Origin of the sequence: Galbibacter kalidii, assembly GCF_026241135.1 — a bacterium.
In the GTDB taxonomy this organism is placed as follows: Bacteria; Bacteroidota; Bacteroidia; order Flavobacteriales; family Flavobacteriaceae; genus Galbibacter.
Map to the genome: position 1 here is coordinate 39,916 of NZ_JAPFGA010000007.1, position 19,313 is coordinate 59,228.

Genomic DNA, 19,313 nt, shown 5'->3' on the forward strand with positions numbered 1-19,313 from the left:
GAGATTGATTACATACAACGGTTTTGAGGTATGAAATCTTTGGGAGAGCGGGTTATATTCGTATCCCACCGTTGCAAAAAGTTGATGCATGGCAGAATGCTCAAATAACCACTTCACCCCAAATGTTTTTATGATCGCATGTTGTATGCAGTTTTATTATTAGTTTCTATTTTTTTAAGATCAATTCAATCGAAGTCAGGGTTGTCCATCCAAAAACAATTCCAAATATTAGTCGATGAGTTATTGGCATAGACCACAGTCCGATTACAAATCCAATTATTGATAGTACGAGAATCACAGCAGTGAAATTTGCTCGGTTTCTAATTTTCTTTTTTAAATGTCGATTATAACCAAGTCTTGAAAGTCCGAAGAACCAAAATGCTAATCCAAGACAAATTGACACAATATGGGCTTTTGAAACGGGTGTGTTTGATATTTGCATATCTATTGGTATTGCAGTGAAAGCAAATCCTAATCCGAATAGAGATAACAGAATTGACAATAATTTATCATTCTGTAATTTTCCATAAGTCAGACCAAATATAAATAATAATAATCCCACAGTTATAAATCCAATTAAGTTGAACAACAAAGCGTTCGGCTCTCCACTCGCTCCAAGTTTACTTATAAAATCATTAAGAAAACTAAATTCGCTGTTCAAATAGCCAAAAATCAATAAGGCAATAACCAAAATCAAGACAGATAAAAGTCCAAAAATCCCAACTGTTTTTTCTTTAATTCTCATTTTGGTTATTCAGTTTTCAATTCCGACTAACGGTAAATTTAAACAACTATATTCTGTATCTCTTTATTCATAATACTCTCAAAACTATCAATCTGCTCAAAAACTTGAAAAAAAGCTTCAAATTTTACGTTAGCGACAGAAGTAATTTCTGTTTGCAGCGATGTGGTAAATTGCATACAGTGTTGATTCAAATCGTTACAATTTTTAAGCGGGCTAAAACTGTTCGAATACGCATTTTCTTGACCATTGTGTTTATTCTATTTTCATGTCAAATACAATCTTGTCTCCATTAATCGCTGGTTCGCTTAAGTCTTCAACATTGTAGTATTTAGAAATCAGTTTTTTTGATTTTTCAATATTCTCCGTATCTGCTTTTAAAATATCAGGGAAAATGAATAATTCATTAAAACGGAGTTTTGTACTTAATTGTCTGTTGTCAGTTTTTGCATACTTAGTGCCTTCAAACTCAAAATCTATTGAATAATGAATAGTTGCTTGTATTTGGTTATTTGAGATTTCTCCAAATTCAATCCTTGTAACATCCAAGGGATTATATACATGAAACAAATAAATTGAGCCATCAATATATCCATCAGTGGAATTTACAGGAAAGTCATAAGTTTTATTTTGTAGTTCCCGAATACTTTTTATTTGAAGCTTAATATAATCTAAGACAATCATTGTCTGCACTATACCTTCTTCAATCACGAAGTCTTCCAATTCAATCTCCATATTATATAAAATTGTTCTTGGGATGTTTACATGTGGATTTTCAAAAACCATGGCACCTATTTGTCCCCCTTTAGGAACAATCAGTTTTTTGTCAAAGAATTTATTTTCAGTCATAGCTTTACTCTTCTTATCGTTATTTAGGTAGCCTGTCAAACAAAGAATCACCAATATTATCAAACTACTTTCATCATGTCACCGTCTCCTTAAATGTCACACAACAGTTTGTATATGAAATGTAGTGTGTTTAAAAGACACTGATTATTTGGATTAACACAGAGCCGAATTTTTTATATTTTGTTTTTATCACTTATCAACTATGTTTTATACATGTTACCTGCTGGCTTTTATTCAATCAATTTCTATAATTCACGAATTTTACCTATCAGAGGTATTATTTCTTTGTCGATTTTCAAAAAGCAATTCACAGTATTATCTTTTAAGTTAATAACTTCACTTACACCCAATCCATCTTGTTCAACCCACGAAATAAAAAAGGTATAATTATTCAGTCGCTGTGTGGAATAGGTTTCGTCAGCTTCTTTTCCTTTTTCATCTCCTTTTATACATTTCCAATGCAGTTTATTTTCTGATTTGAAATTTACTTTATAAACATAATCACCATAATTGTATTCAAGTATTTTTCCTGATAAAGAGACAATTTTTTTAGGTATACTTTTTTCCTCTTGAGTTACTTCTACTTTTCTGGTTTCATTTTTACAAGATATGATTGTAGTTAAAATCATAATTGCGAAGATTGCGTTTTTCATATTCATATTTAATGTTCTGTAAGTTTTAAATGTTAGTTATTCATTGTTGTTTTTCAGCTTGCAACGGCGGTCAAGTATAAGCGTAGTGCGGGATTCTGAGCGATTCACTGCCCGTTTGCGCTAAACTTTATTAGATGCCAAAATACTCAATTTTAGCCGTTCAGCTCTGACGGAGTCTGACACTCGTCAGAGTCGTCTGACCCGCCTGTCTGCCGACAAAGGCAGGCATTACGCTTATACAATGTGCCTGTTGCACAACCAAAAAATCGGTTATTTATAGTAAAAAGCAATCATGTTATAAAATCTAAAATATTTATTTTCAATCAATTAGTGTTTTTATTTTTTTGTAAGTGGCTTTACTTTTAAAAACTAGTGGCTTGTGCAACGGTTACCATTGTTACCAGCAGGTTTTTGTTTTATTTATGTAGTTTTTAGTTGCAGTCTTGTTCCTGAAATTCTGTCATAAATACCACCTTGACCCTTACTAATAACTATGCTAACAAAGTATATAAACACCATAATTTGTGGTACAATTAGAATAACCCAAGTCCATATTGGTGTTTCTCTTCCAACTGATTCGAAATAAATCATCCAATGAACTCCTGTATGAGCAAGTTCCCAAGGTAAATATTTCAACAAATTTCTTAGCAAAACGCTTTTAAACGTCTTATTTTCACGATTCAAAACCATTAAATTTAATATTCTTTTTCCAATGGTTGCTTTCCATTTGCTTTTCTCTGTCAAATACGAATATGCTATTACTGGCAATGTCAATGTCAAAAAACCGATTAGTTGTCCAAAGTATGGGTTTAAGCTTGCTTGTTTAAACTCAAAGAACAAACTTGTCAACGTGAAAAGTAAGACGGCATACAAAACAATAATGCCAAAGTCTATTGTCCAGGCTAAAATTCTATTTATGAGTTGTCTAGTCATTTACTTGCTGGTAACGGCCAAGTATAAGCTTAGTGCGGGATTAGAAACACTTCACTTTCGGTTTTACCTTATGTTTATTAATATTAAATTCGTTTAAATTTTACACTTTAGCCCGTACTACGCTTATACAATGTTGGCAACCGGCTTTTTGTTTTCTCTTCACATTATCTTAAAATATCAATTTTGCACTTCTTTTTCAACACTTTCTTATAAATCCAGAACAGCAGTAAGGTTCTCAGAAGTCACGGGAGCCGATATATGTTGATGAACCACTTTCCACCCATCTTTAAATCTTGAGAATCCGATTGTAATTCTATTTTTCATACTCCTTAGTACTGTTCCTTGAGAGGAAATAGCTTGAAATTTTATCAATCCACTTGCAAATCCAATTGTATCTGACTTAAGGATTTTTATCATTTCAAAGTCAACTTTCACTTTTTCCTCCCCCAAAGAGTCTAACCAGTTTTCAATTTCAGGTGTCCATTCCTGTAGGGTTGTATAGTAACCCTTGTCCCACATATCAAATTGAACAACCTCAATATCGTAAAGCTTCAGTAAAGCGGCTGCATTTTTTTGCCAGACTGCATTTTTATACGCAATAAAAAAGTCCTCAATTTCCTTCATCATGTTTGTCTATAAATATATACATCTAAATGTTCAAATAATTTTTTAGCTTGTTGCCAACGGTTAGTATATGAAAAGTAGGCGATTTCGAAGCACCAAACTTTCGGGTAAGCACAAGTATGATACGAGCCAAAACTCTTGAGTTTACTGCTATTTCGCCTATTTTTTATATACATTGTTATGTGCTGACATTACTTATTTTTATCTATCCAAATTGGAATTTCCACAAAACTATCATTATACCACTTCACTTCCAATGGTTCGTTCGCATCATTAATTGTTTCTTTGCTCACTTCTTTTCCAGTTCCATAATTTATTTCAGAAAATGGGTTTTTGTTGATATTAATGTACACAAGTAAACGACTGCCTTTACTTAATTTCTTGCTTACCAAATGTGTATTTGAAAAAGGAATTGTTTCTATTTCATTTGGATTGAGTAATTTTCTTTTCGTTATGTCTTTTGCATAACTTGCTCGACCGATAATGTATGACAAATGGAAATATTTTCCATTAGGCATTACTTCGTAAAGTGTAACACCATAGTCAAAATCCTTTTTATTGATGCTTACCTTTAGTTCTCCAATGAAAGAGCCGTTTACCAAAATGTCTTCTTTTAAAGGTTCGCTGATAAAATTATAGCCGTTACTCATATCCAATTCCTCACGGATTATTGGGTCTGGATAATAATCGTTGTTGCTGATTTCCCTATCTGCAAAATCCACTTTTTGGGTTAGAAAATCATTTTTTACAGGTTTTTCTCCTTTTAAGGAATAAATGCCCTCAAATTTTTCGGTTGTAAAATACAATTTTAAGTGGTCATTACTCATCGCCTCAATGGATGGAGCGCCTCTCCATTCATTTGCGCCCATTACTTGATAATTAATTTTGTCTTTTAGTATTTTTGGTTTTTCAGCATTGTTGAATATGAAATCAAACCACTTATAGGTTATTTCGTTTGTATTTATTAAGGCATCAGCATCAACTTTGTAACCGTTGATTTCTTCTGAACCATTGCGTTGCGCTCCGAAATGACTATAAGGTCCAATAATTAAATAATGCTTTGCATTTGGATTGTATTTATAATGTTCCCTCAAGTAATACAAACCTGAATTTTGTGAGTCATTATAATAACCATCGATAGAAAGCACTGGAATATCAATTTGTGAAAAGTCCTTTTTATAAGGTGCCATTTTCTGCCAATAGTCATCAAATGAAGGATGGCTTAGCCATCGTTGAAACCACTTATTTGCCGTACCGTCAATACTGTCCATTTTGTTATAAGCTACACCAGTTTCCCACCACTTGAACATCATATTTCTAAATCGCTGTCTGTCATTTCCTGCGATCGTATCTAAATATTTGTTGTTGCCTACATAAAACGCCCACTCATAGTTTGGATTAATGAAGATGTTGTTTTCCATTGGCAAGCCCATTCCGGGTCTATTGGCAACATAAGGAGCAATAGTTTTAAGTGCAGGGTGTAGTTTTTTGGCAGCCGCCCATTGTGTAAAACCGTTGTAACTACCTCCAAACATTCCTACACGCCCATCGCACCATTTTTGTTTACTTATCCAATCAATTATATCGAAAAGGTCATTGGCATCATTTTCGTATGGCCATATCTCGTTTGGACTAAAACGTTTTCCTCTTGTATAAGCAATTACACCTATATAACCTTTGTCAGCAGATTCTTTTAATGCATCCAGGTCACGGCCTTTATCTCTTACATAGATAGTACTTTGTAATATTGCAGCTTTTGGTTCAATGGTTTCTTTTTTCCGCACTATGATTGCGGAAATTTTCGCTCCATCTCTTGTTTCGATTAGAACATCTTGAATATTGTAATCTCTATTTAAGTCTGTTAAGTGACCTGTTTCCTTGTTTTGACTTGATGAATTAAATCCAATTAGAAGGAGTATAAATAAATTCAGTATTAATTTCATTCGGTTGTTTTTGTTAAGGACAATTGTTTAATTGCAATGTGACATTTTTTCTGCTTGCACATAACGGTTTAAATATGGTGCGTTTGGCATTTCAACGCTCAAATTGTTCAGTTTATCATAATACTTATTTATTACTTTCATCTTCATTATTAGCACTATCTGCCAAATGCACTATATTTTTTGTTAGCCTTTGTTGTTTTTCAACCAAAAGGTGTACCTATAACGTGAAAAACAACATCAAAAATAAAATGTGCCAGCATAGCCATTATCAGACCATATCTCCAAAATATCCAACCAAAGGTTGTTCCTGTTATTACATTTCCCAATACAGTGGTTCCGATTACGATTGGTGTAAGTTCATAATACTTTCCCGACATTGGAATGTGGATTAGTCCAAAAATCAATGCCGTTAATAAAATCCCAATCCATGTGGTTTTATTGGAGGGTATTTTTGCCTTAGTCAAATACAGGATTGCAGTTATAATCAACGACATAATACCTAAACGAAATATTATTTCTTCAGTAATTCCAGCGGAAAATGAAGCAAAAAGGTTCGGTATTGCTGAAGGGTGGCGAAAGTTAGCTGTTTCCATGGGGAGAATATATTCTTGAACCTTTAGGAGGAGTAGCAATAAAAACCCTACAAAAGAACCAATTAAGACAGTTGTAAGAATTGTCTTTCTGTCGAAGGTGTTTGAAAATGTTTTACCTGTAAGTTTTTTCACTATAAGTGGTGCACCTAAATTTGCTCTGGCAGATACCCATAACCCAATCCAAATAAATACAAAACCTAAAATCAATGCGGCACCGGCATTACCAATAATAGATTGGAGAATGGATTGATGTTCAAAATCACGAGCTTTGGAAGTCAATTCTTTAACAGCCCTTGCATGTGGAATATTAGCTACAGCTGCGGAAACAAACATTATTAATAACCACCAAAAGGTTTTCCAACGAAATTTGACTTGTTCTTCCTGGTTGCGTACTATTGGTTTTGGTAAGTATCTAATCATTTATTGAGTTTTCTAATAAAGGCTAACGGTAGTATAACCGTCAGTTACGGTCTAGTATGCGTTAATTTTCGGTTTGGCACGGACGTTAGCAATTCCGAGTGGATTCGGACGTAGTCGAATCCGCCGTAATTGCGGTTATACATTGTTGCCCACAGGCTTTTCTCATTAGTTTAACTTTGTCTCGTATTCTCCTAAAACCTCCCAAATTTTGTCAAGGGTCGGTCGTACTTCTTTGTCAAAATCCGTGTCGGTATTTATGATGATTACTTTGCCTATTAAGTTTTTGGGGTTGAAATACATATAAGCCATAAGTCCCGCATCATAGCCATTGTAACCGATTCCTCTTTTTGAGTAGTCCATAAAAATTCCAACGTTCGCATCCACACCTTCTGGAAGTTGAGCTTTGTTTAATTGTTTCTTAAACAGTTCTTTATAGCTTGCTTTGGTCAAATCCTTTACCCGAATAGCCCTTGATAATCTCTGTCAAGAACTTGCCCAAGTCGGTACTTGATGTTATCAGTCCGCTCGAAGGAAAATCAACTGTTGTGTAATCTGCCATTACTAGTTCATTTGTTGCATATAAAGTCGAACGATTTTGTGAATTCACATCTTCTATTGTCCAACCAGACGAATCCATTTTTAGGGGTTCTAGAATATATTTTTTTGTAAATATTTGATATGGTATTCCCATAGCATTTTCAATTATTAAAGCACAAAGGGTTGAACCAATATTTGAATAGTCGAATTTTTGGTTCGGCTCATTTGTGGAATAACTCTCACCATTGTTCAATTTGCCATCTTTGGAAAGTAGTTTTTCCATAAACTCGGAAATGGGTATTTTATCCATAGACTCGTTAAAATACTTTGGGATGGCAGCACCCTTCGTATGGTCTTTATTAAGGAGTAGATAATCGTTTTCCCAAAATTTGTCAGAATCTATTATGGAAGAAGTATGGATTGCTAGCTGCCTAATTGAAATCTGCGATTCAGGGAAGTTTGGATTTACCACCTCAAAAGGCAGATACTTGTTTATCGGTTCGTCAAGATTTAATTTACCAAGTTCTTGTGCTTTGAAAAGTGAAATACCAATCAAAGTTTTTGAAATTGAAGCAACATATTGAATTGTATTTTTGGAGTATTCTTTTTTCGATGCCTTGTCTGAAAATCCAAAACCTTTGTTGTACAAGGTTCTCGTTGTATCGACCATCACGACCGAAAATCCTACAATTTTTTCTTGGTCGTTAATTTCTTCGATTTGCGCAGTTAAAGAATCTGTTGTTGCTAAATTGTCTCTTACATTATTTTTTTGCTCCTTTTTTTGTCCGCACGCAGCAATTAAAATTAATAGTAAAATGTAAATAGTTGGTTTTGTCATTAAGTTCAGTTTTTTGTCTAGCTTGTGGGTAACGTCCCATATAAAAACAGTGCGAGCCGGTGAGCTTGATTGTCCGCCGGACAATCCGCTAAGCAAGCGAGCACAGAGTTTCGATAAGAGACAGGTTTTAGCATTGTTTTTATACGCTGTTGGCAAAAGTTCTTTCTTTACATCAAGGCGCTCTCGTCAGAATCAAATTTATTCAAGTTCTTTAAAAATCAAAAGGATAAATCTCGGAAGTCGGAACCCGAAATTCTATCAGTCCGATATCTTTTCCCTGGCGGTCGTAAAATCAGTCGCGAATTTGGGTTATTCTAAAAGTTCAAAACGTCAGACCATTTTAGAATATACATTATTAAAAATGCACCTCCTGTGCTAACAAATATTGAACTTTGCCAGAAATAAACTTTGTTTCCCCAAATCTTTAACCACTTTTTACCAAATGCGTTTCCCACATAACCCCTCATACTTTTATAGTAAATCAGATTGATTATTAAAAATGTTGCTATCGCTATTAGAAGTACCCAAATTTTTTCCATTTTAAGAATTTTTATTGTTTATGACTTTTAATTTTTGCCAACTTGTTTATATCCCCATATTTTTACTGCTTATCCCGAAAATTTGGTTGGCTATGCACAGGTTTTGTTGTTTTTATATTGCACATTACAATTGATTTTTCAGAAGTAAAGAAACATAGGTTATGTAAACATAGTCAAAAACTCATAAACTGTCAAACGGATTTTTTATGTTTTGAAGCCTGTTTTCGCTAACATGTGTATCGAATACCTAAAATGATCCTCCCTTTCCAGACCCCGTTTTTACCCTTAACACCACCACGAACAAGTATCAATGAACAACTAGCCCAATACAAACTTCCAATATTTTTTCCATATACAAAAGTCAGCTGTCCGTCAAGCTACAAAAAGACCTGTTTTGTCCATAAAACAATAGTTTTGGTATAAATAAGCAGTAAATGGCCTTTTTCAAGGACGGGTCAAAAGGCAAACACCCCCATAGATACTTCTGGGGTAAGCCTAGGATAAGCCACGGATAGTCCATGAACTGTTAAAGAAATTCCCAAAAAGGGGAGTGCTTTAGGTCAATTTTTGATTATTACTGAATTTTCTTATGTTTTTATCGTCCGCCTAGACTTTTTTGATTCTCTTTTGGGCGATGCAATTGCGAAGCACATCATGAACACCTATTAAAAACAATAAAAAAGTAGTGAATAAAAAAGAACAAATAAAAATTTATTTAGAAGGGATTTGATAAAACAGACAAAAGTGCATGATTAAAAAAATATTGAGCATATAAAAAAATACCTCTAAAAAGAATTATGGCAAGCAACACGGATTTTCTTATTTTTATAAACTAAACATGATGTAAAAATGAAGAAAACAAAAAAACTTACCTTCGGCGTCATTATCGTTATCGCCATAGGAATCATAACGGCCATCACCGTTACCCAAAGAGGGAAGTGGGCTACTACAGAAGTGCTTGATGGTTATGACAGCGAAGCTGCCGCCAAGGAAACCCCGGTAGAATCGTTTAAAGATGCCGATGTGCCCAAACAAAAAGCACAAGCAGGAGTCAATCCACCACATGGGCAACCGGGACACCGATGTGATATAGCAGTGGGTGCTCCTTTGGGTTCATCGACCAATAATACCCCGTTGGAGGCAAATGCTACTTTAAATCCGGCTCACGGTCAGCCCGGACATCGTTGTGATATTCCTGTTGGGGCGGCATTGCCGAATTAAGTGATTAACCCAAATCTCAAATTCCAATCCCGATAGCTATCGGGATCGAAACCTTAAACCTTGAACTTTGAATGACTATTAACTCAATCAACCAACAACGAACAACCAACAACTAATGATCTCATCCCAAGAACAAAGCCTGATACTCCTAAAAAAATATTTTGGTTTCGATGCTTTTTTGCCTAATCAGGAAGCCATTATCAACAGTATTCTAGACAGAAAGGACCTTTTGGGGATTATGCCTACCGGAGGCGGAAAATCGGTCTGTTTTCAGTTACCAGCCTTACAGCTTTCCGGTACGGCCATTGTAATTTCCCCACTTATTGCCTTGATGAAAGATCAAGTGGATGCCTTGAGTGCCAACGGAATTCCGGCAGCGTTTTATAACAGTAGCCAAGCAACGGAAACACAAAACGAAACCCTTAAAAAATTGCAAGCACAAGAGCTGAAACTTTTATATGTGGCTCCTGAAAGCTTGTCGTTTTTAATGCCTTTTTTAAATGAAGAAAATGTCAGCTTGTTTGCAGTGGACGAGGCGCATTGTATATCGGCTTGGGGACACGATTTCCGTCCGGCATACACCCAGTTGGGGCAGTTAAAGGATTTGTTTCCGAACATTCCCATAGCGGCTTTTACTGCAACAGCCGACAGCGCTACACAAGATGATATCCTAAAGCAATTGCATATTGAGGATGCTGAAAGACATATTGCTTCCTTTGACAGGAAGAACCTATTTCTTGAAGTACGCCCTGGGACCAAGCGTTTTCCACAAATCGTTCAATTTTTGGAATCCCGTACCGATCAAAGCGGAATTATCTATTGCCTAAGCCGAAAAGGAACTGAAAAACTCGCTGAAAAATTAAACAGTAATGGATTCACAGCACAGGCCTATCATGCCGGAATAGATACCGAAACCCGTAATCGGGTACAGGAGGACTTCGTTAATGATCGCACCCCGATAATTGTGGCGACCATTGCCTTTGGAATGGGGATCGATAAGAGTAATGTTCGTTGGGTGATTCATTACAACATGCCCAAAAATATTGAGAGTTATTATCAGGAAATAGGCCGTAGCGGACGTGATAGATTACCGGCACATACCTTGTTGTTTTACAGTTTTGCTGATGTGATAACTTTGCGCAAGTTCATAGATGAATCACAAACAAAAGAAGTGCAGTTAGCAAAGCTGGAACGTATGCAACAGTTTGCTGAAGCCCTGAGCTGTCGCCGGATTGCCTTGCTTAACTATTTTGGCGAACACGTTTCTGAAAGTTGTGGCAATTGTGATAACTGCAAAACACCTCCTCAATTTTTCGACGGTACTATTTTGGCGCAGAAAGTCTGCTCGGCGGTTTATCGTTTAAAAGAACAGGAAGCTTTGACTATGTTGGTCGATGTACTTCGCGGTGCACAGAATGCCAATGTTTTTGATAAAGACTATCAGCATATAAAAACCTACGGTGCTGTCAAAGATGTGTCTTGGCAGGACATGCAGCAGTACATCATTCAGATGGTCAACCAAGGGATTCTGGAAATACGTTTTCATGAAAACGGACGTTTATTGCTCACTCCTTTGGCCAAGCAAATCTTGTTTGAAGACAGGAAAGTGCAGCTTGCCACCCTTCAAAAAGCAGAAAAATTAGCTAAAAAAACCAAACGAACGGAACAAACTAAAGCAGGTTTGTTTGATAAGCTCAAAACACTTCGCACAGAAATTGCTGTGGAAGAAAAGGTGCCTGCTTATATTGTGTTCAGTGATGCCGCGCTGCGCGATATGGAAGCCAAACTCCCCGAAACTGAAGCTGAATTTATGGAAGTAAGCGGAGTAGGGGAAGCCAAAAAAGATAAGTATGCTACACGCTTTCTAAAAGTGATAAATGCTTGGGTAGCCTCCAAACAAAGTACACACGAACTCTCGTTTTCTCTTTTTGAAAAAGGACTGACAGTCCCGGAAATTGCAGAACAACGCGGACTGAAAAAGGACACCATCTACGGACATTTTCAAAAAATGCATCAAGAGGGGGAGTCTGTTGACTTACATCAATTTATTTCCGAAGAAGAAATTTCAAAAGTTAAAAAGGCAAAAATCGAATTAGGCGATGAAGCTGAAGGCCTAAAACCCTATTTCCAGTATTTTGATGAACAAATGCCCTACTGGAAAATCAGAATGGGGTTGTATCTTTTAGGAGGACAGAGCGTTAAGAATTAGTCCGGTGGACTAATTTAGCGAATGGGCCAGGTGGCGCGCGGGCATTGAATTGAGTGAGCCCTTCAAGGTTTTGAAAACCTTGAAGGGCTTTATGAGAAGGGTGGAATGGATTGATCCCTTCCAAAAGCTTTTGAGTTGAGCGAGCCCTTGAAGGGCTTTATGCGAAGGGGCGCAATATTAATAGGAAAACACACGGAAACATTTTAAGATCATGACCCCCTTCACATTTTTTTCTTAGCTTTATTGAATAATTGAAAACCAACCTATTAGAAAAATGAACCATTACCCAAACCGATTATTCATAGTTGTTCTTTTGTTATCATTGCTAAGTTGCAATCAGAAGAAAAAAGAAACCGAAAAAGAAATCACCACCACTGAGGTCACAACCCAAACTTCTGAGGCTAAAACCAAAAAAGAAACTCCAAAACCTATCGAACCGGGTACCAAAGCACCGGATTTCAATCTTCCGGGTGTAGATGGCAAAAACTATTCTTTAGCAGATTTTAAAGATCACGAAACTTTAGTGGTTTTATTTACCTGTAATCATTGCCCGACAGCACAGGCCTATGAAGACAAATTCATTAAAATAGTTGATGACTACAAAGACAAGGGAGTCGGTTTTGTGGCCATTTCCCCAAATGCAGATGATGCGATTAGTCTATCGGAGTTAGGTTATTCTGATATGAGTGACAGTATGGAGGAGATGAAATTGCGAGCCGAACAAAAAGGATATAATTTCCCTTATTTATACGATGGAGAAACCCAGGAAACTTCATTGGCATACGGACCTTTGGCTACGCCTCATGTATTTGTTTTTGATGAAGATAGAATCTTAAAATACAGCGGAAGAATAGATGATACCGAAAATCCGTATGTAGAGCCCAAAACAACCAATTTGATCAATGCTTTGGATGCGATGATAAGCGGAGAGGAAGTCCCGATGGCTAAAACAAAGACTTTTGGCTGTTCCATAAAATGGTCATGGAAAGATGAATGGGCAAAAAAACAACGGGAAGAATGGGCAAAAGAGCCTGTTGCTTTAAATGAAATAAGCTTGAGTGAAGTAGGGGGTCTCATAAAAAATGATTCGGATAAACTTCGTTTGGTTAATTTCTGGGCTACCTGGTGTGGACCCTGCATCATGGAATTTCCTGAATTGGTCAATATCAACAGAATGTATCGTGACCGCGATTTTGAATTCGTTTCTGTTTCGACAGATAAAATCAATAAAAAAGAAAAGGCTTTGGAAGTGCTACAAAAGAAAGAAGCATCAAACATCAATTATATTTTTAGTGGGAAAGACATCTACGAACTCATTGAAGTGGTCGATAAAGACTGGCAGGGGTCACTTCCGTATACGGCATTAATAGCTCCGGGAGGCGAAGTACTCTATAAAGTAGAAGGCACCTTTGACCCGCCTGTACTTAAAAAAGCCATTGTTGAACATCTGGGACGGTTTTATGCGGATAACGATTGAAGTACGAAATAAGAAATACGAAGTATGTACGTTGTACGTCCCTGATATAGGCTGATCGCGGAATTTAAGATTTTGTTTAAGTACTAAATAATAATAAAACCAAAGAACGGCTCCTCTCTTCTGATGAAGGGAGGTGGATTCCGGAGCTATGCGGAGGAAGACGGAGGGTTTTGAAATCCCAAACCATTGGCAAAAACAGAATGTTTGGTGTTTTAACCAAGGCCTGCTTTTGTCGGACAGGCTTGCCCCGCGAGGCAGTTGATTTTAAAAAACTATTGTATTGATATAACCCTTCAAGGGTTATATAAACTTCGTACTTCCAACTTCTGTACCCCCACTACTTAATCCCCCCAAACGCCCCAAAACACATATTCTTATGTAGGATTTCAACTTTTTTGAACCCTACTTTTTTCATGAGGTCTAACTGATAATTCATCGACCTAGGCGAATCTTCTTTTTCAACATAGGCCAAAACTTTTGAACGGTATTCTTTTCCACCTAATTCTTCGATATAGTCACCATATCTTTCCCAGATGTAGTCGTTCAAGAGTTCTGTATCTTGGGTGATTAAGTCTGAAATCATTAAGCAGCCACCGGGTTTTAATAGTTTATAAAGCTTAGCAAATGTGGTTTCCCAATCTTGGTCGTCCCGCAAATGGTGTAAAACGGCTCCTGCTAAAATAATATCGTAATGTTGCTCCTGTAGTTCAACTTCCCTGATGTCACCTTGTAAGACTTTAACACTGCCATTGGTGGCTTTGGACACCCTTTCGTGTGCTTTGTCGAGCATGGGCTTGCTCAAATCTACCAAAGTACAATTCAGGTTTTGAAGTTTTGAGAGCATCATCAAGGAATAGTTTCCCGCTCCACAACCTACATCCAATAAGTTTTCAGCATTGGGAATAATCCTTTTTGAAGCTTCAGTGATCAACTCCAAGGATATTTTTGCATCAATTGTGGTTTGTTGTCCGGTGTCAAGGTTGGAAAAGCGTTCCACATCCTTGTCAAACCGCTCTCTGATTTCTGTTGTGGTTGATTTGTTCATGATAGTTAAAATAATGAGACCTTCAAGGTTTTCAAAACCTTGAAGGTCTGTATAAAATTTCAAAATTTCGTACTTCTAATTTCGTATTTTATATAATCGTCGATTGTCCGTAATCGATATTTTCCTGATTGTAGTTGATGATCTCTTCAGCATTGGCGATATAATCCGCAATAAAACTCCCTACTTTTTCAGTACCATATTTGCTGTCTTCTTCCAAGTCTGATGTCACCACTTTCATCTCCAGGGCTTTTTCAACAGCCTTGTTGATGGCTTGTGCTTCTTCGTGTAAATTGAAATGTTCCAGCAACATCGCAGCTGATAGGATAGAGGCAATCGGATTGGCAATGTCTTTTCCGGCGCCTTGTGGGAACGAACCGTGGATAGGCTCAAACATGGCATTTTCATCACCTACGGATGCTGAAGCCAAGAGTCCGATAGAACCACCGATAACACTTCCTTCATCTGAAATAATATCCCCGAACATGTTTTCAGTAAGAATCACATCAAACTGACTCGGGTTCAGGATCATTTGCATGGCTGCATTATCCACAAAAAGGAAATCCAACTCCACATCTTCATAACTTTTACCGATGTTGGTCACTATTTTACGCCACAAGCGTGAAGTTTCCAATACATTGGCTTTGTCGACCAGAGTAAGTTTCTTCTTGCGGGTTCTGGCCGCTTTGAATGCCAAATGGGCAATGCGTTCTATTTCGTATTCTGAATATTCACAAAGATCAGAAGCTGTCGTGCCTTTTTTGTTCAATTTTTTCTCCCCAAAATAAATCCCACCTGTAAGTTCGCGATAAATTACCATATCTGTACCCAGAATACGATCTTCTCTCAAAGGAGACCTTTCAATAAGGGTAGGATAGGCCTTGATGGGTCTTATATTGGTGAATAATCCTAAGGATTTTCTCAACTTTAATAAACCTTGTTCCGGACGCACCTTAGCTGAAGGATCGTTGTCATATTTTGGATCTCCGATGGCTCCAAACAACACGGCATCTGAATCCAAACACAATTTCAGTGTATCGTCGGGCAGGGGATCTCCGGTTTTATCAATGGCAATAGCCCCCACGGGAGCTTCAGTAAAAGAAAAGTTATGGTTATACGCTTCTTCTACGGCCTTTAAGGTTTTAATGGCTTGTTCTGTCACTTCAGGACCTATGCCGTCTCCAGCTAATACAGCTATTTTTAAGTTCATTTTTTCTGTGTATTAAAATGTTCTCGAAGCTTCAAAAGCTTCAATTTTGTCTTTATTACTGACTAAAAAATCAATATCATCATATCCGTTCATCATGCACATTTTTTTGTAAGCATCGATCTCGAAAGATTCCTTTACATCTGTTCCTTCAATGGTGAGGTATTGTTTTTCCAAATTGATCACAAGCTCAGTTTCGGGGTCTTTTTTGATAGTCTTCAGCAATTTTTTCAGCGTCTCGGGACTCACTTGAATAGGTAGTAGGCCATTGTTAAGGGCATTACCTTTAAAAATATCAGCAAAATAACTGGAAACAATCACTTTAAAACCGTAGTCGGTCAAAGCCCAAGCGGCGTGTTCTCTACTACTTCCGCAACCAAAATTATCACCGGCCACCAGAATTTTTCCTTCATAAATATCCTGATTCAATGCAAAATCCTTGTTTTCACTACCGTCTTTATTAAAACGCCAGTCCCTAAAAAGGTTTTCACCGAAACCTGCTTTACTGGTCGCCTTTAAAAAACGCGCCGGAATGATCTGGTCGGTGTCTATATTTTCGATAGACAAGGGGATTGCTCTTGATGTTAATGTTACAAATTTTTCCATTTTATGTCTGTTGCAACTTTTTTGTTTTATTATTGTTAGGATGCTATTCCTACACAACTTTTTCTGGTAAATTGTCACACTGAGCTTGTCGAAGTGTTTTTTGTTATAGACCTAAATCCTTCGACAGGCCCAGGATGACATTAATATTTGTTAATCGTAGTTGTTGTCAAACAACTAAACCAACTCCAATTCTTCAATTTCTTCGCTTACATCCACTATTTTTCCAGAAATAGCGGTTGCAGCGGCCACTAACGGACTTGCCAAAATAGTTCTGGCGCCTTGTCCTTGTCTTCCTTCAAAATTCCTATTGGAAGTGGAAACGCAATATTCCCCTGCAGGGATTTTATCTTCGTTCATTCCAAGACAAGCTGAACATCCACTTTGACGGATCTCAAAACCGGCAGCTTCAAATATATCTTGGATACCTTCTTCTTTTATTTGTTTTGCCACTTGCTGCGAACCCGGAACGATTAGCGCATTTACATTGGCTGCTTTTTGTTTTCCTTTGATATAGTCGGCTGCAATCCTGAAATCTTCAATACGGGAGTTGGTACAGCTACCAATAAATACATAGTTGATGGTTTTCCCAAGGAGTTTTTCCCCTTTTTGGAATCCCATATATTCCAATGATTTTTCAAAGGAAACGTCATCTTTACTAGGAATGTTTTCCGATATTTTGATACCCATTCCGGGGTTGGTTCCGTAGGTAACCATAGGTTCGATATCTTCTGCGTCAAAGCTGTATTCTTTGTCAAAAACAGCATCAGCATCCGTTGGAAGGGTTTTCCAATAGGCTATTTTCTTTTCAAATTCGGCTCCTTTTGGAGCAAATTCTCTTCCTTTAACATATTCAAAAGTAGTTTCATCCGGAGCAATCATACCGCCACGTGCACCCATTTCAATGCTCATGTTGCAGACGGTCATCCGACCTTCCATACTCATATTTTCAAAAACATCACCGGCATATTCTGCAAAATAACCTGTACCGGAGTTGGTTCCCAGTTTGGCGATGATGTACAAAATAACGTCTTTGGGCAAAACACCTTTCTTCAGCTTTCCGTTGACGGAAATACGCATGCTTTTGGGTTTGGACAGCAAAAGACACTGACTGGCAAAAACCTGTGCTACCTGACTGGTTCCGATTCCGAAGGCTATCGTACCGAAAGCACCGTGGGTAGAGGTGTGGCTATCTCCACAAACCATGGTCATTCCCGGCTGTGTGATCCCCAATTCAGGAGCCATAACGTGCACAATCCCTTGGTATGGATGTCCGAGTCCGTATAGGGTAACATCGTGTTTTTTACAATTCTCGGTAAGCATTTCCACTTGCTTTTTAGACAACAGATCCTGAATAGGAAGGTGTTGGTCTTTGGTAGGCACATTGTGGTCTGCCGTAGCGACAATTTGGTCTTTTCTGAATAGAGGGATGTTTCTCTCCTCAAGTTCTGCAAAGGCTTGCGGACTTGTTACCTCGTGAATTAAATGTTTGTCAATATACAATATCTGTGGTCCGTCTTTTACCTCATCTACCACATGACTGTCCCAAACTTTATCAAATAATGTCTTACTCATTGATTTTAAGCGATTGCTTTAGTATCTATTTTACTTATTTCGATGATTTGGTGAATATCCTTGTCACCGACTTCTTTTTTGCGGTCTGCAAAGTTTAAAAATTCTTTGTAAACTTCATCCAATTGGAGCTTGGTAAGATTATAACCTACCTTTTTGGCCCTGTATGCCAAGGCTGCACGACCACTACGGGCAGTAAGCACAATAGCAGATTCTGTTACTCCAACATCAGCCGGATCCATGATTTCGTAGGTTTCCCTGTTTTTGATTACCCCGTCCTGATGGATTCCCGAACTGTGTGCAAAGGCATTAGCCCCTACGATAGCTTTATTAGGTTGCACCGGCATTCCCATACTTTCTGAAACCATTTGACTGGTGCTGTACAGTAGTTTTGAATTAACATTGGTGTCCAAATTAAGGGTAGGGTGCTGACGCATTACCATCACCACTTCCTCAAGGGAAGTGTTACCGGCACGTTCTCCGATTCCGTTGATGGTACATTCTATTTGTCGTGCCCCGTTGACAATCCCGGCGATGGAATTGGCAGTAGCCAAGCCCAAGTCGTTGTGACAGTGACAGGAAAGTATAGCTTTGTCGATGCCTTTTACGTTTTCTTTGAGGTACTTCATTTTCACTCCGTATTCTTCAGGAAGGCAATACCCGGTGGTGTCCGGAATGTTAAGTACTGTAGCCCCGGCCTTGACGACCGCTTCACAGACACGGGCCAAAAATTCATTGTCGGTACGCCCGGCATCTTCAGCATAAAATTCGACATCTTCCACAAAGGTTTTTGCATATTTCACGGCTGCAACAGCGCGTTCAATGATATCTTCACGTGTGGATTTGAATTTGTATTTTATATGTGAGTCTGATGTTCCAATTCCTGTATGGATACGCGGTCTTACTGCATGTCTGATGGCTTCGGCGGCGACTTCAATATCTTTTTTAACAGAACGCGTCAATCCGCAGACCGTAGCATTTTTGACGACTTTTGAAATCTCTTCGACCGAAGTAAAATCTCCGGGGCTGGAGATAGGAAAACCGGCTTCAATAACATCAACACCCAGTTCGTCGAGACGTTTGGCAATAACAAGCTTTTGCGCTGTATTCAATTTACATCCGGGCACTTGTTCCCCGTCTCTCAGTGTTGTGTCAAAGATTTGGACTTTTTCTTTACTCATCTTGATTATTTAATGTAATTTCAACTTTGTTTTACGAATTTATATTTTGTATACTTAATTTATACTTTACTTAACTATTTCTTTACAATGTTTAAGTATAGTTTTAATCTTTTAAATAACTGATTATCAG

At 37.6% G+C, this 19,313-nt stretch carries 18 protein-coding genes; 3 read left to right on the forward strand and 15 right to left on the reverse strand.

Translation table 11 applies throughout. The annotated features are described in order from the left end of the window. Positions 1 to 166 precede the first annotated feature (166 nt). The 10 genes from OOZ15_RS08980 to OOZ15_RS09025 form a co-directional block, all read right to left on the reverse strand. Entirely contained in the window at positions 167 to 745 is a 579-nt protein-coding gene (locus OOZ15_RS08980) for a DUF998 domain-containing protein (protein ID WP_265955973.1), read from the reverse strand. 252 nt (positions 746 to 997) lie between these two features. After that, positions 998 to 1,591, reverse strand: a complete 594-nt coding sequence (locus OOZ15_RS08985; RefSeq protein WP_265955974.1) for a hypothetical protein — start codon at positions 1,589 to 1,591, stop codon at positions 998 to 1,000. Positions 1,592 to 1,836: 245 nt separating this feature from the next. After that, positions 1,837 to 2,244 carry a MoaF-related domain-containing protein gene (locus OOZ15_RS08990; RefSeq protein ID WP_265955975.1) on the reverse strand — a complete coding sequence of 136 codons (408 nt, stop codon included), beginning with the start codon at positions 2,242 to 2,244 and terminating at the stop codon, positions 1,837 to 1,839. A 420-nt stretch (positions 2,245 to 2,664) separates the two neighbouring features. Next, positions 2,665 to 3,177, reverse strand: a complete 513-nt coding sequence (locus OOZ15_RS08995) for an RDD family protein (protein WP_265955977.1) — start codon at positions 3,175 to 3,177, stop codon at positions 2,665 to 2,667. A gap of 207 nt (positions 3,178 to 3,384) precedes the next feature. Further along, positions 3,385 to 3,804: a YybH family protein gene (locus OOZ15_RS09000; protein ID WP_265955978.1), complete on the reverse strand. Its 420-nt coding sequence runs from the start codon at positions 3,802 to 3,804 to the stop codon at positions 3,385 to 3,387. A 188-nt stretch (positions 3,805 to 3,992) separates the two neighbouring features. Further along, the gene (locus OOZ15_RS09005; protein ID WP_265955980.1) at positions 3,993 to 5,744 is read right to left on the reverse strand and encodes a CocE/NonD family hydrolase; all 1,752 of its coding nucleotides are present in this window, start codon (positions 5,742 to 5,744) and stop codon (positions 3,993 to 3,995) included. A gap of 200 nt (positions 5,745 to 5,944) precedes the next feature. Next, entirely contained in the window at positions 5,945 to 6,757 is an 813-nt protein-coding gene (locus OOZ15_RS09010) for a CPBP family intramembrane glutamic endopeptidase (protein ID WP_265955982.1), read from the reverse strand. A 165-nt stretch (positions 6,758 to 6,922) separates the two neighbouring features. Next, positions 6,923 to 7,207 carry a hypothetical protein gene (locus OOZ15_RS09015; RefSeq protein ID WP_265955984.1) on the reverse strand — a complete coding sequence of 95 codons (285 nt, stop codon included), beginning with the start codon at positions 7,205 to 7,207 and terminating at the stop codon, positions 6,923 to 6,925. Beyond that, complete coding sequence (locus tag OOZ15_RS09020; protein ID WP_265955986.1) at positions 7,188 to 8,132, reverse strand: serine hydrolase domain-containing protein; 945 nt, start codon at positions 8,130 to 8,132, stop codon at positions 7,188 to 7,190. The genes OOZ15_RS09015 and OOZ15_RS09020 overlap by 20 nt, the downstream gene beginning before the upstream one ends. A gap of 314 nt (positions 8,133 to 8,446) precedes the next feature. Beyond that, the gene (locus OOZ15_RS09025; RefSeq protein WP_265955988.1) at positions 8,447 to 8,671 is read right to left on the reverse strand and encodes a hypothetical protein; all 225 of its coding nucleotides are present in this window, start codon (positions 8,669 to 8,671) and stop codon (positions 8,447 to 8,449) included. Between the two features lie 849 nt (positions 8,672 to 9,520). Here OOZ15_RS09025 and OOZ15_RS09030 point away from each other — a divergent pair. The 3 genes from OOZ15_RS09030 to OOZ15_RS09040 all read left to right on the forward strand — a co-directional run bounded on the left by OOZ15_RS09030 (position 9,521) and on the right by OOZ15_RS09040 (position 13,578). After that, complete coding sequence (locus OOZ15_RS09030) at positions 9,521 to 9,892, forward strand: hypothetical protein (protein WP_265956193.1); 372 nt, start codon at positions 9,521 to 9,523, stop codon at positions 9,890 to 9,892. A 115-nt stretch (positions 9,893 to 10,007) separates the two neighbouring features. After that, on the forward strand, positions 10,008 to 12,101 hold the full coding sequence (gene recQ / locus OOZ15_RS09035) for a DNA helicase RecQ (RefSeq protein ID WP_265955991.1): 2,094 nt from the start codon (positions 10,008 to 10,010) through the stop codon (positions 12,099 to 12,101). Between the two features lie 274 nt (positions 12,102 to 12,375). Beyond that, entirely contained in the window at positions 12,376 to 13,578 is a 1,203-nt protein-coding gene (locus OOZ15_RS09040; protein ID WP_265955993.1) for a redoxin family protein, read from the forward strand. A gap of 337 nt (positions 13,579 to 13,915) precedes the next feature. Here the strand turns inward: OOZ15_RS09040 and OOZ15_RS09045 are convergent, their stop codons facing one another. The 5 genes from OOZ15_RS09045 to OOZ15_RS09065 form a co-directional block, all read right to left on the reverse strand. Then, a complete protein-coding gene (locus tag OOZ15_RS09045) occupies positions 13,916 to 14,686 on the reverse strand; it encodes a class I SAM-dependent methyltransferase (RefSeq protein ID WP_265955995.1) in 771 nt (256 codons plus the stop codon). 25 nt (positions 14,687 to 14,711) lie between these two features. After that, a complete protein-coding gene (gene leuB, locus OOZ15_RS09050) occupies positions 14,712 to 15,830 on the reverse strand; it encodes a 3-isopropylmalate dehydrogenase (RefSeq protein WP_265955997.1) in 1,119 nt (372 codons plus the stop codon). Between the two features lie 12 nt (positions 15,831 to 15,842). After that, positions 15,843 to 16,433 carry a 3-isopropylmalate dehydratase small subunit gene (gene leuD / locus OOZ15_RS09055; protein WP_265955998.1) on the reverse strand — a complete coding sequence of 197 codons (591 nt, stop codon included), beginning with the start codon at positions 16,431 to 16,433 and terminating at the stop codon, positions 15,843 to 15,845. Positions 16,434 to 16,607: 174 nt separating this feature from the next. Further along, the gene (gene leuC, locus OOZ15_RS09060; protein ID WP_265956000.1) at positions 16,608 to 18,005 is read right to left on the reverse strand and encodes a 3-isopropylmalate dehydratase large subunit; all 1,398 of its coding nucleotides are present in this window, start codon (positions 18,003 to 18,005) and stop codon (positions 16,608 to 16,610) included. A gap of 5 nt (positions 18,006 to 18,010) precedes the next feature. Further along, the gene (locus tag OOZ15_RS09065) at positions 18,011 to 19,183 is read right to left on the reverse strand and encodes a 2-isopropylmalate synthase (RefSeq protein ID WP_265956001.1); all 1,173 of its coding nucleotides are present in this window, start codon (positions 19,181 to 19,183) and stop codon (positions 18,011 to 18,013) included. Positions 19,184 to 19,313: the final 130 nt, after the last annotated feature.

Excerpts from the sequence above, each read along its gene's own strand:
- OOZ15_RS08980 (WP_265955973.1), bottom strand. The coding sequence starts at position 745 with ATGAGAATTAAAGAAAAAACAGTTGGGATTTTTGGACTTTTATCTGTC.
- OOZ15_RS08985 (WP_265955974.1), bottom strand. The coding sequence starts at position 1,591 with ATGACTGAAAATAAATTCTTTGACAAAAAACTGATTGTTCCTAAAGGG.
- OOZ15_RS08990 (WP_265955975.1), bottom strand. The coding sequence starts at position 2,244 with ATGAAAAACGCAATCTTCGCAATTATGATTTTAACTACAATCATATCT.
- OOZ15_RS08995 (WP_265955977.1), bottom strand. The coding sequence starts at position 3,177 with ATGACTAGACAACTCATAAATAGAATTTTAGCCTGGACAATAGACTTT.
- OOZ15_RS09000 (WP_265955978.1), bottom strand. The coding sequence starts at position 3,804 with ATGATGAAGGAAATTGAGGACTTTTTTATTGCGTATAAAAATGCAGTC.
- OOZ15_RS09005 (WP_265955980.1), bottom strand. The coding sequence starts at position 5,744 with ATGAAATTAATACTGAATTTATTTATACTCCTTCTAATTGGATTTAAT.
- OOZ15_RS09010 (WP_265955982.1), bottom strand. The coding sequence starts at position 6,757 with ATGATTAGATACTTACCAAAACCAATAGTACGCAACCAGGAAGAACAA.
- OOZ15_RS09020 (WP_265955986.1), bottom strand. The coding sequence starts at position 8,132 with ATGACAAAACCAACTATTTACATTTTACTATTAATTTTAATTGCTGCG.
- OOZ15_RS09025 (WP_265955988.1), bottom strand. The coding sequence starts at position 8,671 with ATGGAAAAAATTTGGGTACTTCTAATAGCGATAGCAACATTTTTAATA.
- OOZ15_RS09030 (WP_265956193.1), top strand. The coding sequence starts at position 9,521 with ATGAAGAAAACAAAAAAACTTACCTTCGGCGTCATTATCGTTATCGCC.
- recQ (WP_265955991.1), top strand. The coding sequence starts at position 10,008 with ATGATCTCATCCCAAGAACAAAGCCTGATACTCCTAAAAAAATATTTT.
- OOZ15_RS09040 (WP_265955993.1), top strand. The coding sequence starts at position 12,376 with ATGAACCATTACCCAAACCGATTATTCATAGTTGTTCTTTTGTTATCA.
- leuB (WP_265955997.1), bottom strand. The coding sequence starts at position 15,830 with ATGAACTTAAAAATAGCTGTATTAGCTGGAGACGGCATAGGTCCTGAA.
- leuD (WP_265955998.1), bottom strand. The coding sequence starts at position 16,433 with ATGGAAAAATTTGTAACATTAACATCAAGAGCAATCCCCTTGTCTATC.
- leuC (WP_265956000.1), bottom strand. The coding sequence starts at position 18,005 with ATGAGTAAGACATTATTTGATAAAGTTTGGGACAGTCATGTGGTAGAT.
- OOZ15_RS09065 (WP_265956001.1), bottom strand. The coding sequence starts at position 19,183 with ATGAGTAAAGAAAAAGTCCAAATCTTTGACACAACACTGAGAGACGGG.